Origin of the sequence: Streptomyces sp. NPDC060209, assembly GCF_042728155.1 — a bacterium.
Taxonomy (GTDB): Bacteria; Actinomycetota; Actinomycetes; order Streptomycetales; family Streptomycetaceae; genus Streptomyces.
Genome location: NZ_JBHWZS010000244.1, coordinates 1 through 12,747 on the forward strand (window position 1 = coordinate 1; position 12,747 = coordinate 12,747).

The 12,747-nt window shown below is 69.0% G+C and carries 8 protein-coding genes; 5 read left to right on the top strand and 3 right to left on the bottom strand.

Annotation, left to right across the window (positions count from 1 at the left end; translation table 11 throughout):
- Positions 1-977, bottom strand: a 977-nt coding sequence (ccrA, locus tag ACFWFI_RS32590) for a crotonyl-CoA carboxylase/reductase (RefSeq protein WP_387397286.1), incomplete at its 3' end; no start/stop codon positions are given.
- Positions 978-1,204: 227 nt separating this feature from the next.
- Here ccrA (ACFWFI_RS32590) and ACFWFI_RS32595 point away from each other — a divergent pair.
- The gene (locus ACFWFI_RS32595; RefSeq protein ID WP_387397269.1) at positions 1,205-1,960 is read left to right on the top strand and encodes a thioesterase II family protein; all 756 of its coding nucleotides are present in this window, start codon (positions 1,205-1,207) and stop codon (positions 1,958-1,960) included.
- Between the two features lie 1,277 nt (positions 1,961-3,237).
- Complete coding sequence (locus ACFWFI_RS32600; protein WP_387397272.1) at positions 3,238-5,898, top strand: helix-turn-helix transcriptional regulator; 2,661 nt, start codon at positions 3,238-3,240, stop codon at positions 5,896-5,898.
- Positions 5,899-5,953: 55 nt separating this feature from the next.
- On the opposite strand, the gene ACFWFI_RS32605 is transcribed toward ACFWFI_RS32600, so the two are convergent.
- Both ACFWFI_RS32605 and ccrA (ACFWFI_RS32610) read right to left on the bottom strand, forming a co-directional pair.
- On the bottom strand, positions 5,954-7,699 hold the full coding sequence (locus ACFWFI_RS32605) for a 3-hydroxyacyl-CoA dehydrogenase family protein (protein WP_387397275.1): 1,746 nt from the start codon (positions 7,697-7,699) through the stop codon (positions 5,954-5,956).
- Positions 7,696-9,054 carry a crotonyl-CoA carboxylase/reductase gene (gene ccrA / locus ACFWFI_RS32610; protein WP_387397289.1) on the bottom strand — a complete coding sequence of 453 codons (1,359 nt, stop codon included), beginning with the start codon at positions 9,052-9,054 and terminating at the stop codon, positions 7,696-7,698. Before ccrA (ACFWFI_RS32610) ends, ACFWFI_RS32605 begins: the two co-directional genes overlap by 4 nt.
- A gap of 316 nt (positions 9,055-9,370) precedes the next feature.
- Here ccrA (ACFWFI_RS32610) and ACFWFI_RS32615 point away from each other — a divergent pair, with 316 nt between their 5' ends.
- The 3 genes from ACFWFI_RS32615 (at position 9,371) to ACFWFI_RS32625 (ending at position 12,687) form a co-directional block, all read left to right on the top strand.
- A complete protein-coding gene (locus ACFWFI_RS32615) occupies positions 9,371-10,156 on the top strand; it encodes an AfsR/SARP family transcriptional regulator (protein WP_387397278.1) in 786 nt (261 codons plus the stop codon).
- Between the two features lie 189 nt (positions 10,157-10,345).
- Complete coding sequence (locus ACFWFI_RS32620) at positions 10,346-11,149, top strand: sterol desaturase family protein (RefSeq protein ID WP_387397281.1); 804 nt, start codon at positions 10,346-10,348, stop codon at positions 11,147-11,149.
- Positions 11,146-12,687 carry an MFS transporter gene (locus ACFWFI_RS32625; RefSeq protein ID WP_387397283.1) on the top strand — a complete coding sequence of 514 codons (1,542 nt, stop codon included), beginning with the start codon at positions 11,146-11,148 and terminating at the stop codon, positions 12,685-12,687. The genes ACFWFI_RS32620 and ACFWFI_RS32625 overlap by 4 nt, the downstream gene beginning before the upstream one ends.
- Positions 12,688-12,747: the final 60 nt, after the last annotated feature.

The following is a 12,747-nucleotide window of genomic DNA, read 5'->3' on the forward strand; positions in this document are numbered from 1 at the left end:
CTCGCGCCGAAGGTCTCGCGTCCGGGGTGTTCGAAGACGATGTCGACGTCCTCGCCGCCGGTGAGTTCGCGGATGCGCTTGCCGAAGCGCTTCCACTCACGCGGGTCCTGGTGGTGCTCGTCCTTCCAGAATTTGTAGCCCTCGGCGTTGCGGTCGATGATCGCGCTCGCGCCCATCTTCCGGCAGATTTCGGCTTTCTGGTCGCTGGAGACGACACAGATCGGGTTGGCGCCGCCGGCCAGTGCGAGCTGGGTGGCGTAGGAGCCGAGTCCGCCGCTGGCGCCCCAGATCAACACGTTGTCGCCCTGCTTCATGCCCGCGCCGTTGCGCGAGACGAGCTGGCGGTAGGCCGTGGAGTTGACCAGGCCCGGGGAGGCGGCCTCCTCCCAGCTGAGGTGTTTCGGCTTCGGCATCAGCTGGTTGGACTTGACGAGCGCGATCTCGGCCAGGCCGCCGAAGTTCGTCTCGAAGCCCCAGATCCGCTGCTCGGGGTCGAGCATGGTGTCGTTGTGGCCGTCGCTGGATTCGAGTTCGACGGACAGGCAGTGGGCGACGACCTCGTCGCCCGGGTGCCAGGCGTTGACGCCGGGCCCGGTGCGCAGCACGACACCCGCCAGGTCGGAGCCGAGGACGTGGTACGGGAGGTCATGGCGCTTGCTCAGGTCACTGAGCTTGCCGTACCGCTTCAGAAAGGCAAAGGTCGGCAGCGGCTCGAAGATGGCCGACCACACGGTGTTGTAGTTCACCGACGAGGCCATCACCGCCACCAGGGCCTCGCCCGGCCCTGGCTCGGGTGTCGGCACCTCCTGGATATGCAGGGACTTCCGCGGGTCCTTCTCCGCGGTCTCCATGCCCTCGAACATTCCGGCGTCCCCGTCCCTGATGACGCACCCCCGGTAGCTCTCGGGGACACGGAGACCAGCGAAATCCAGACTCCCGGCATCGCCGGAAAGAGCGGCACTGACTATTTCTTTCACGATGGGTTCCTTCTCCACGCTCTTGGCGTGACCGGCAACGGTGTGCGTGGCGTAAATCGACACGGACCTGCGTGCCAGCGTAGGGACCGGCGCGGGGGGACCGGAATCCCCCTAAGCCCTCCGTCATCCCCCAGAAGAATCAGTAGGGGTTGTCCCCGGGGAAGCCGTTCCCACATTCTCGCTACGTAGGACAGATATCGAACCGGGGATAATTGGAAAGGGAAGCCATGGAAACTCTTGTCGACAGCGGTTCCTGGATTCGCAGGTTCCACCCCCAGGGTGACCCGACTGCCCGGCTCGTCTGCCTCCCGCACGCCGGCGGCTCCGCGGGCTTCTTCTTTCCGCTGTCGCGGGGCCTCGCGGCCCGGGGAATCGAGGCGCTCCCCGTTCAGTACCCGGGGCGTCAGGACCGCCGCACCGAGCCCAACATCCCCGACATGGCGGTGCTGGCGGACCATGTGGCCGAGGCCCTCGCCCCGTACACGGACCGGCCGTTGGGGCTCTTCGGGCACAGCATGGGTGCCACCCTGGCCTATGAGGTGGCCTGCAGGCTCCGCGACGCGAGCCATCCGGCCGCCGCACTCTTCGTGTCAGCCCGCAAGGCCCCCGACCGCGTGGTCGACGATGGGCTGCACCTGCTGTCCGACGACCAGATCGTCGCCGACCTCATGGGGCTGGACGGCACCGGGGCCGGCATGTTCGGGGATCCGGAGATGCTGAGCCTGGTCCTGCCGGCCGTCCGAGCCGACTACCGGGCCGCCGAGACCTATCGCTACACCGAGACCGCTCCGCTGACCTGCCCCGTGTACGCGCTGACCGGTTACGCCGATCCCCGTGTGGATGTCGGTGAGCTCCACCATTGGGCGGCTCGCACCGACGGATCCTTCGAACTCCAGGTCTTTCCCGGGGGCCACTTCTATCTGACCGATCACGCCGAGGCGATCACCGCCGGCATCGCCGAGCGGCTGGTCGCGGCGATCTGAGGGCTGTCCCGTGGCTGTCCCGTAATCCCCGGCGGGTGCACGACGACGGCTACGGCGCCTCGCCGCGTTGTCGGATCGCCCGAATACGCCCGGTATGAGGGTGCCCCTCCGCCTTGCGATGCACCGCATCCGACGCCGCGCGCTGTCCCACCGGGCATTAGGGCGCAGCCCTTGAATCAGGGGCCAGCGCCATTGATCACCGACGTTGTCGGCACGGGGTCTTGACCGAAGGCGAGCAGATCCTGGCCCCACCGCAGTCCTGGCGCCGGATCGACGCCCGGCCGGCGGCGTACGTGGCCTCCGATTCCGCACTCCTCGATCCACCGGCGACACCGGACGAGTTTCGACGGGCGGAACAGGGACGCCGGCGAGTCGACGTGAGCCAACCGACTGCTCTTGATTCTCGCGAGTAGTCCCATGGCATCCGACCGCGATCGTTCTCGGAACGCATCGACGTACGTTCTAGTTCGTGACCTGGGCGGCCTGCGTCGGTGCAGGCCGGAGCCGTGGGGGACAGGGCGATGCGGGGGAGTAGGGCGGCGGTCGCGGCTCCGGTGGCGGCGAGGGACAGGCCGGGGCGGTGTGTGAGATGTCCGGGCCGGACGCGCGCTTTCAGGTGCGCCCGGATTCGGATTCAAGTGGCGTGATGCCCCGTTGATAAGGCGTTGGTAACGCGCTTGTCCTGGATCGGGCGACCTGTTGGTTTCCTGTGGAAGTGCCCTCCGAACCGCGCGGAACCGAAGTGTTCCCAATTGCCGACATGGGGGGTTGGTCCTGATCGCCGGAGTTCGGCCGGATGGAGACCTCCGCTCATTTATGGGCGGCAAGAGATGCAGAATGGTTGATCTCGAAACCTTACCGGCGGTGCGGAGCTCAAGGTTTCCTCAATTTCCTTGTTGCCGACACCTGTTGTGGGTAGATTACGTGACCGCGCTAGAGCGCATGTTCGATTAGGGTTGCCCCCGGCCCCGGCGGTTGCTGGGCGAGGCGCGGGCTTCGGTCGTGCATGTGCCAGGGGCAGTTACCCCTGGCAGGCGTCCGCGAGGGTGATGGCCGTATGCCGACGGCTTCGGCCGGGGCCGGACGCGAGCATGGTCGAGAGAGCCCGACGCGACCGGTCCGGGCTTCCAGGGGGACGGCGGCCGAGCCCGTGGTGGTTCGGCGGGAGGGAGGCGAGGTGCCCCGGGTGAAAAGCGGAACGCGGCCCCGTGGCCAAGTCACCGAGACAGGTTGATCAACGTTCCAGGCTTTGCGAAGACACGGGGGCAGGCAACTCTATGGATCTGTTGGATCGAACGCGTGCTTGGTCAGTCCTCAGGGACATGTTCACGCAGGCGGAAGGCGGCGACGGCAGGGCCGTGCTCGTCACCGGGGTGCACGGAATGGGCAAGACCACCCTGCTCCGCGACATCCAGACACACGCCGAAGCGTTAGGGGCGGTCCTCCTGACGGGTGTCGCCTCGCGCGCGGAGCGGGACGTGCCCATGGGGGTGATCGGCCAGTTGACCGATGCCAGGGGGCTGTCGTCCGGTCAGGCGGCCGAGCTGGAAGGCCTTCTGGAGGCCGCGCGGCGGTTTCCGGCCGAATGCTGGGACTCCTCGTGCCTCCCGCCTTCCCAGGTGATCCAGGTGATCGACTCGATCCATGGGGTGATCCGGCAGCTGGCCGAGCGTGCATTCGTCGTCATCACCGTCGACGACGTCCACGAGATCGACCCGGCCTCCTTGCACTGCCTGCTGTACGGGATACGGCGGGTGGGGCGCTCTCGGGTCCTCATCGTCCTGGGCGAGCGCACCGAGGTGCCGGAGGCCACCTCCACCCTGACGGCCGAGTTCGTCCGGAACCTCCGGTGCGCACTGGTGCATCTGACGCCGCTGTCCAGGGAGAGCGTCGCGTCCGCGATCGCGTACCAGGTGGCCTGTCCGGGGGCTCCTCCCGGGACGGTGGCCGCCTGGCAGGGCGCCTCGGGCGGCAACCCGCTGCTGTTGCAGGCACTGCTGATGGACCGTCAGACATCCACGGCGGAGGGGCAGGGGTCCGCCCCCGTGACGGGCAAGGCATTCGGGCTGGCGGTCCAGTACCTGGTCAGCCAGGTGAGCGAGCCGGTCCGGCGCATCGGCCACGGCATCGCCCTGCTGGGCAAGGCAGCAACGCCGACACTGGTCGAGCGGCTGATGGATGTGGACGGCGGCGGTGCCGCACCGGCGATGGGCGTCCTGGACGCCATCGGCCTGACCGGCCGGGGACAGTTCAACGTGGAAGCGGCCCGGACGACGGTGCTGGCGGACATGGCCCCCGCGTGCCGCGCCGCGTTGCACCGCAAGGCGGCCCGCCTGATGTACGCGGACAGCGCCGCTTCGGCGGTGGTCGCCGACCACCTGGTGGCGGGCGGCCCGGTGGAGGAGAGCTGGGCGCTCCCCACTCTGCTGAACGCGGCCGACCAGGCCCTTCGTACCAATGACGCCCAACGGGCCGTGACCCTGCTTCGGGCCGCGCACGAAGCGTGTCGCGACGATCGGCAGCTGGCCGCGATCCGTGCCGAACTGGTCCAGGCGGAATGGGAAACGAACCCCGCGGCGCTTCCGTACCAGCTCGACAGGATGCTGGACGACCACCGGAGCGGCCTTCTCACCCCGCGCCACAGCATGCGGCTGGCCGCCCACCTGTTGTGGCAGGGCCGGCCTCAGGTGGCCGAGGAGGTGTGCGCGGACCTCGATGCCGTGGAGGGCCGGCTGGACGGAGAGTCCAGGACGCGTCTGGAGATCCTGCGGATCTGGTTCGCCTACGTCTATCCGGCTCTGGGAGCCCGCTACGTCGATGGTGCCGCGCTCGGCGGTTCGGCTTCGGCGCCGTTCTTCAGGGCGGCGGACCCGGAGTCGGAAGGGGCGCTGCTGCTGCGAACCCTGCGGTCCGAGGGGCCGGTCAGCGGTGTCGCCGAGACCGCCGCGTGGCTCCTTCAGGGCTCGTCCCTGCGGGAGCCTTCCCTGGCCGCCGTGGGCGCGGCCCTGACCTCGCTGTTCGACGCCGCGTGGCTCGACGAGGCCGCCGAGTGGTGCGACCTGCTCTACCGCGACGCCGACCACCGGTCGCCCACGGTCCGGGCGATCCTCGCCGCGGCGGGTGCCGCGGTGGAGACGCGGCTCGGGAACTTCGAGGTCGCAGGTCGGCGGGCCGACGAGGCGCTGAACCTGCTGAGTCCGGCGGCATGGGGGATCGCCCTGTGCATCCCCCTGTCCGCCAAGGTGCTGGCGTGCATGGCGCAGGGGGACCAGGAAGGCGCCGCCGAATGCTTCAGGATCCCCTTGCCCGAGGCGATGTTCGAGACGGTTCCGGGGCTTCTGTATCTCCAGGCGCGCGGCAGGTACCACCTGTCGGTCCGCCGGTACCAAGCAGCCCTCGGCGACTTCTACGCCTGCCGTGACCTGATGGCCGCGTGGAAGCTCAACTCCTCGGTGTCGCTGGACTGGCAGGTGTACGCCGCCAAGGCACTGACCGGGCTCGGGCGTCAGGGAGAGGCCGAACGGCTGCTCCGTGACTGCCATTCGGAACAGGAGACGGGCAGCCGGCGACCGCGGGAGCGGTCGGCGCCGTCGCTCGAACGATTCGGCGGCGGTCCCCGTGTGACGGTTCCGGCGCGGTCGTTGAGGGACGGGGAACGGGAGCGGCCCAGGACGGTCCTGCGGGACGGCCCACACCTCGCGGAGGGGCTGGGCAGCGGGCGCGTCGAGGTGCTCAGCCGGGCCGAGCAGCGGGTCGCCATGCTGGCGTCCCAGGGGCGCACCAACCGGAAGATCGCCGAGGAGTTGTTCGTGACGACGAGCACCGTGGAGCAGCACCTGACACGGACGTACCAGAAGCTCGGGGTCCGGGGGCGATCGGACCTCCCCCCGATCATGGGCTTGCTGACGAGGGGGAAACCCGCCCGGAGCGGTATGTAGCCCGGGCCGGGCCGCCGGGTACGAAGCGGGTCGCCAAGGCCCCGGCTCTCCCCTCCTACGACCAGCGGCGGAACCCCTGGCCGCTCTTGCGGCCGAAGGAGCCGCCGGCGACCAGCTCTTCGAGCATGGGCGGCACCGCGAAGTCCGGTGCGGAGAACTCCGCCCGCAGGCGCCGCATGATCGCGAGTGAGACGTCGAGACCGATGCTGTCCAGCAGGGTGAACGGGCCCATCGGATATCCGTATCCCTGCTTCAGGGCGGTATCGGTCTCCTTGATCGAGGTGTCGTGGCGGTCCAGCAGCCGGACGGCGTCACCGAGGTAGGGGAAGAGCAGGTGGTTCACGATGAAACCGGCCCGGTCCCCGCACTCGACCGTGGTCTTGCCGAGCCGGTCGCAGAAGGCCCGGGCGGCTGCGACGCTCCCCTCGCCGGTCGCGGCCGTGCGGGACAACTCGACCAGCCGCATCGCGGGCGCCGGATTGAAGAAGTGCAGTCCCAGCACGTCCTGGGGGCGCCCGGACGCGTCCGCGCAGGCCGCCACGGAAAGGCTGGACGTGGTGGTCGCCAGCAGAGCGCCCGGACGGCACACCTCGCCCAGCTGGGCGAAGACAGCCTGCTTGACGGGGAGTTCCTCCGCCGTCGCTTCGATCACCAGGTCGCAGTCGCCCAGCGACGAGAGGCTGTCGGCCCCCTCGATCAGTCCCAGTGCCGCCGCCTTCCGGCCGGGGGTGACCCTGCCCCGTCGCACGGAGCGGGTCAGCGAGGCGCCTATCGCCTCCACCGCCGCGTCCGCCTTCTCCCGGCTGCGGGCCACGAGGACCGTCGGCAGCCCGGCCGCCGCGGTGACTTCCGCGATGCCGCGGGCCATCGTGCCCGAGCCCGCGACGCCTACCCGCAGGACGTCCGCGGTTCCCGCACCGCCGCCGTCATGGAGGGCGCCCGCCAGGGACGGGGCCCGCACCGCGCCTTCGGCCGTGCCGGTCTCGTCGTACGCGTAGAAGCCCTGTCCGCTCTTCCTGCCGAGTGCCCCGGCGCCGGCCAGGGAGCCGAGGAGCGGTGCTGGGCGGAAGGTGCCGTCTCCGGTGCGCTCCCACCGGTCGGTGAGCGCGGCGTGCACATGGTCCAGGCCCAGCTCGTCCAGGAGCTGCAAGGGCCCGAGCGGCAACCCGCAGCCGAGCCGCATCGCCGCGTCGATGGCGTCGCGGTCGGCGTATCCCTCCTCGATCATGGCCACCGCGCGGTTGAGGAAGCGGTACACCAGACCGACCGCGTCGTCGCCCGCGCGTGCGCCGATCGTCGCGGGAGTCAGTCCGAGCGATGCCGTCAGGGCTTCGAGCACACCGACACCTTCGGCGCAGCTCATGGGCGTGGCCACCAGCTCGACTGCGCCCCCGGCCGACGGGGGCCGCAGAAAGCGCAGCGCCAGGGTCCGGTCCGGCCTTCCGGACGCGGAGGCGAGGCGTACGAGGGAGAGCGCGGCGGTGGTGCTGACGAGGACCGTATGGGGCGCACACAGGGAACCGGCCCGGCGGAGCACATCGGTCTTGGTCACCAGGTCCTCGGGCACGGCCTCGATGACGACGTCGGCGCGGGCCACTTCCGACAGGTCGGTCGTCAGTACCCAGTCCCCGCCGCCCGGCCCGTCCGCCGAAGCCGCGGACTTCATCCGCCGGTCCGCCCGTGCCAGGACGTCGGGATCGCTCTCGACACCGACGACGTCGTGACCGGCCGCGCGCAACGCGCGCAGCAGGGGCTCTCCGACCGATCCGAGCCCCACGATGCCTACTACTGACGGGTTCATCGCCCTGCCTTCTCTTCCCTCTGGTCCGTCCGCGCCGTGCGGAAGCGGTTGATGGCGTCGATGTGCTGTTCGCGGAGTTCGGCGTCGCGCACGCCGAGGCCTTCGGCGGGGGCCAGCGCCAGCACGCCGACCTTGCCCTGGTGCAGGTTGCGGTGGACGTCGTACGCTGCCTGGCCGGTGTCCTCCAGGGAGTAGACCTTGGAGAGTGTCGGGTGGATCTTGCCTTTGGCGATGAGGCGGTTGGCTTCCCATGCTTCGCGGTAGTTGGCGAAGTGGGAGCCGATGATTCGCTTGAGTGACATCCAGAGGTAGCGGTTGTCGTACTCGTGGTTGTAGCCGGAGGTCGAGGCGCAGGTGACGATGGTGCCGCCCTTGCGGGTCACGTAGACGCTCGCGCCGAAGGTCTCGCGTCCGGGGTGTTCGAAGACGATGTCGACGTCCTCGCCGCCGGTGAGTTCGCGGATGCGCTTGCCGAAGCGCTTCCATTCGCGCGGGTCCTGGTGGTGTTCGTCCTTCCAGAATTTGTAGCCTTCGGCGTTGCGGTCGATGATCGCGCTGGCGCCCATCTTCCGGCAGATTTCGGCTTTCTGGTCGCTGGAGACGACGCAGATGGGGTTGGCGCCGCCGGCCAGTGCGAGCTGGGTGGCGTAGGAGCCGAGTCCGCCGCTGGCGCCCCAGATGAGGACGTTGTCGCCCTGTTTCATGCCGGCGCCGTTGCGTGAGACGAGCTGGCGGTAGGCGGTGGAGTTGACCAGGCCCGGGGAGGCGGCCTCCTCCCAGCTGAGGTGCTTCGGCTTCGGCATCAGCTGGTTGGACTTGACCAGGGCGATCTCGGCCAGGCCGCCGAAGTTCGTCTCGAAGCCCCAGATCCGCTGCTCGGGGTCGAGCATCGTGTCGTTGTGGCCGTCGCTGGATTCGAGTTCGACGGACAGGCAGTGCGCGACGACCTCGTCGCCCGGGTGCCAGGCGTTGACGCCGGGCCCGGTGCGCAGCACGACACCCGCGAGGTCGGAACCGAGGACGTGGTACGGGAGGTCATGGCGCTTGCTCAGGTCACTGAGCTTGCCGTACCGCTCCAGGAAGCCGAACGTCGCCACCGGCTCGAAGATCGAGCTCCAGACGGTGTTGTAGTTGACGGAACTGGCCATCACCGCCACCAGGGCCTCGCCGGGACCGAGTTCGGGAACCGGGACCTCATCGACGTGCAGGGACTTGCGCGGATCCTTCTCCCCGGAGGCCATCCCGGTGAACATGCCGACGTCCTCCTTGCGGAGGACGACCGCCCGATAACTATCCGGCATGCGGAGGGATTCGAAATCCTTGGATGTCGCATCGCCTGCAAGAACAGTATCGATGACTTCCTTCACGTGATTTCCTCGAAAAATAGGAGCCGCCGAAACAGTGTGCGCCGGCACGGAATCCTAGGCAGGCACTCCCGGGCGGATAACCCCTATTCGGTAACTTCCGGTGTCGGGGAAGGGGCCCCCAGAAGATCACGGGGGTCGGGGCGGAGTAGGGGGTTGCGCGGAGGCCGCCCCGGATATCTAAGGGGACCCCATGGCCGCGGTGCTTTTTATGGGTTGCCCGTCCCGGCAGGCTCCGGCATCGTCCCGCTGTGGCCGCAATTCGCGGTCCGCTGTTTGAGCACCACCGAGTGCGACGGGGGAACGAATGGTGCGATTCAATGTCTTGGGGCCGTTGGAGCTGGTCGACGCGGACCGCGCGGTCACGCCGCAGCCCATGAAGATCAGGTCGGTCCTGGCCCTGCTCTGCGTGCACGCCGGGACGGTCGTCTCCCGGGACAGCCTGACCGAGGCGCTCTGGGCGGGCCACCCGCCGAGGACCGCCCGCACCGCTCTGCAGGTCTACGTGTCGAAGCTGCGCAAATACCTCGACGAGTACGGGGGACTCGCGAACCGTCTGATCACCAAACCGCACGGCTACGTGCTGGAGGTGCTGGCCGGTGAGCTCGATCTGCACGAGTTCGACCGGTACTTCCAGCAGGCTCGGGCAGCCACTGCCGAGGGCCGTCAGGAAGAAGCGCTGGTCAGCCTTCATGCCGCCCATGCCCTGTGGCGAGGTGGCGCCCTGGCGGACCTCCGCGGGCTGCCGACGTTCGACAACCTCGCCCGGCAGCTGGACGAGAGGCGCATCGAGGTCCTGGAGCGGCGGATCGACATCCAGCTGAGCCTGGGCCAGCACAAGCACGTCGTCGCGGAGCTGTACGGGCTCGCCGGCGAGCACCCCACCTGGGAGACCGTCCACGCGCAGCTCATGCTGGCTCTGTACCGCAGCGGACGCGTCGCGCAGGCGCTGGAGGCGTACCGCAGGGTCCGCGATTCGCTGGTGCACGAGCTCGGGCTGGAACCCGGCGAACGGCTCCGGATGCTGCACACGACAATCCTGTCGAGGGACCCCTCGCTGGAGTTGCGCCGGGTTCTGTCGACCGCCTACTGATTAGCGGGATTTTAGCGGGACCAATCGTGCCCACTGTTACCTTCGCTACGCCCCGGAAGTGGGCGACAGTTACCCGACATTCCATCGTCCGACGCGGGAGGACTCTTGCTGTCCCATCTATCTGAACGCCTTCACGACCCCATCATGTACGCGCTTCCCGCTGTCGCAGTCATTATCCTCGTCGAATTCGTGGCGATACGATTCGATGACGACGATCGCGAGCGTTTCTCGACGAAGGACACCCGCGCCAACATCCTCACCGGGCTCGGGGCCCTAGCCATTTCGAGTGTGCTGCGCACCGCGGCTCTGCTCTTCTACGCATGGCTCTACGCCTATGTGGCACCGTTCCAGCTGCCTGCGGATTCCTGGTACACGTGGGTCGTTCTCTTCATCGGCGTCGACCTCACCATCTACTGCTACCACCGCATGACCCACCGCATCAGGCTGCTGTGGGCCGGACACCAGGTGCACCACTCCAGCCAGTACCTGAACGTCTCGGTCGCCCTGCGGCGCAAGTGGGCCCAGTGGTTCGAGAAGTTGATGTGGCTGCCGCTTCCCCTGATGGGTGTCCCGCCGGCCCTGGTCTTCACGATGCACTCGCTGCATCTCATCTACGGGCTCTTCGCGCACACCGAGAAGATCGGCAAGCTCCCGCGTCCGATCGAGGCCATCCTCGTGACCCCCTCCCACCACCGGGTCCACCACGGCAGCGACCCCGAGTACCTCGACAAGAACTACGGCAGCATGCTGATCATCTGGGACCGGATGTTCGGGACGTTCCAGCCGGAGCTGCACCGCCCCACCTACGGACTGACGAAGCAGATCACCACACACAGCATCTGGCGCATCCAGGTCCACGAGTTCGCCCAGATGTTCCGTGACATCCGCGGCGCGTCTTCCTGGCGTGACCGTGCCGGCTACGTGTTCGGCCCGCCCGGATGGCAGCCTCCGCAGGCCCGGACCAGTCCGGCACCGGAACGCACCGCGGCATGAACCGCCTGCGCGGGCACCCGTGGCTCACGCTGGCACCCCTGGCGCTGGGCGGAATGATGGTGTCCCTGGACACCACCGCGGTCGCCGTCGCACAGCCCGACATGCAGGCCGATCTCGGGGCGTCGGTCGGGGAGATCCAATGGGTGACGACGGGCTACCTGCTGGCGCTCGCCGCCATGCTCGTCGTCGCCGGAAAGCTCGGCGACCGGCTGGGGCACCGCAGGGTCTTCCTGGCGGGGACGGCGGGCTTCGCCGCGACATCCGTCGCCATCGGCCTGTCCGAGGGCATCGCCTCGATCACCGCGCTGCGGGTGGCCCAGGGGGTGTTCGGCGCACTGATGCAGCCGCCGACCCTCGCCCTGCTGCGCGCGACGTTCCCCGCGGACCGGCTGAACGGTCCGATCGCCGTCCGCAGTGGCGCGCTCGGCATCGCGACGGCGGCCGGTCCGGTCGTGGGCGGACTCCTGGTGCAGTACAGCAGCTGGGAGTCCATCTTCTTCATCAACCTGCCCCTCGGCATCGCGGCCATCGCGATGGGCCTGCTGGTCCTGCGCGAGGCGCGCCTCGACACGGCGACGCGATCCTCGGATCCCGTCGCCGTGTTCCTGCTCGCCGGGACACTGCTCGCGCTGCTGTGGGGATCGGTACAGGCCCCTGAATACGGCTGGGGCGACGTCCGCATCTGGGGGGCACTCGCCGGCGCCTGCGTCCTGGGCGCCGGTTTCTGCGTGTGGGAGGCACGGGCACCCGAACCGCTCGTGCCCCTGTCGCTGTTCCGCTCGGCCGCTTTCTCGGCCGGGGTGTTGCTGATGGTCCTGGTCTCCTTCGTCATGTTCGGCGTGCCGTTCGTCTGCACGTTCTTCCTGCAGAACGTGCTGGGAATGTCCCCCGTGGAATGCGGGGTCCTGGTCCTGTGGCTGACCCTCGCCATGGTCGTGGCGGGTATCGCCACCGGCCTGCTGATGGGGCGTACCGGCTCGCGGGCGCCCGCCCTGCTGGGCATGGTGATCACGGCCGTCGCCGCCACCGGTCTGGCGCACGCCACCGGTGGCGGTTCCTCGCTGGGCGAACTACGGCTGTGGTTCATCGTGTTGGGGCTCGGCTTCAGCTCCGTGATCGTGGCCTCCACCCATCTCATCGTCGCCGCGGCGCCATTGCGTCACTCGGGCGTCGCCGGCGGGCTCCAGCAGACCGCCATGCAGGTCGGCGGGAGCCTGGGCACCGCCGTGCTGGGCGCGGTGCTCGTGGCCCGGGTGGACGCCCTGCTTCCGGCGCGCCTCGCCGAGAGCGGAACGGAACTGACGGGGCCGGAGCTGGACGAGGCCCTCCGGTCGGTCTCGCTGGGGATCACACCTCGTTCGTTCGGGCCCGGGGCGGCGTCCGTCGTCCCGGACACCTTCGTCGCAGGCATGGACTCCGCACTTCTCGTCTCGGGCGCCGTGGCGGCTCTCGCAGCCCTGGCGGGGTGGCTGCTGCTGCGCCGTCCCGCGGGTGAGGTGGCGTCGGACGCGGAGATAGAGGTGAAGACGATGGCGTAGCGGACCGTGCGGCGAGAAGAAGGGCCGAGCACGGAGGAGGGGCGGGAACCGCGACCGCGG

Excerpts from the sequence above, each read along its gene's own strand:
- ACFWFI_RS32625 (WP_387397283.1), top strand. The coding sequence starts at position 11,146 with ATGAACCGCCTGCGCGGGCACCCGTGGCTCACGCTGGCACCCCTGGCG.
- ACFWFI_RS32615 (WP_387397278.1), top strand. The coding sequence starts at position 9,371 with ATGGTGCGATTCAATGTCTTGGGGCCGTTGGAGCTGGTCGACGCGGAC.
- ACFWFI_RS32595 (WP_387397269.1), top strand. The coding sequence starts at position 1,205 with ATGGAAACTCTTGTCGACAGCGGTTCCTGGATTCGCAGGTTCCACCCC.
- ACFWFI_RS32600 (WP_387397272.1), top strand. The coding sequence starts at position 3,238 with ATGGATCTGTTGGATCGAACGCGTGCTTGGTCAGTCCTCAGGGACATG.
- ACFWFI_RS32605 (WP_387397275.1), bottom strand. The coding sequence starts at position 7,699 with ATGAACCCGTCAGTAGTAGGCATCGTGGGGCTCGGATCGGTCGGAGAG.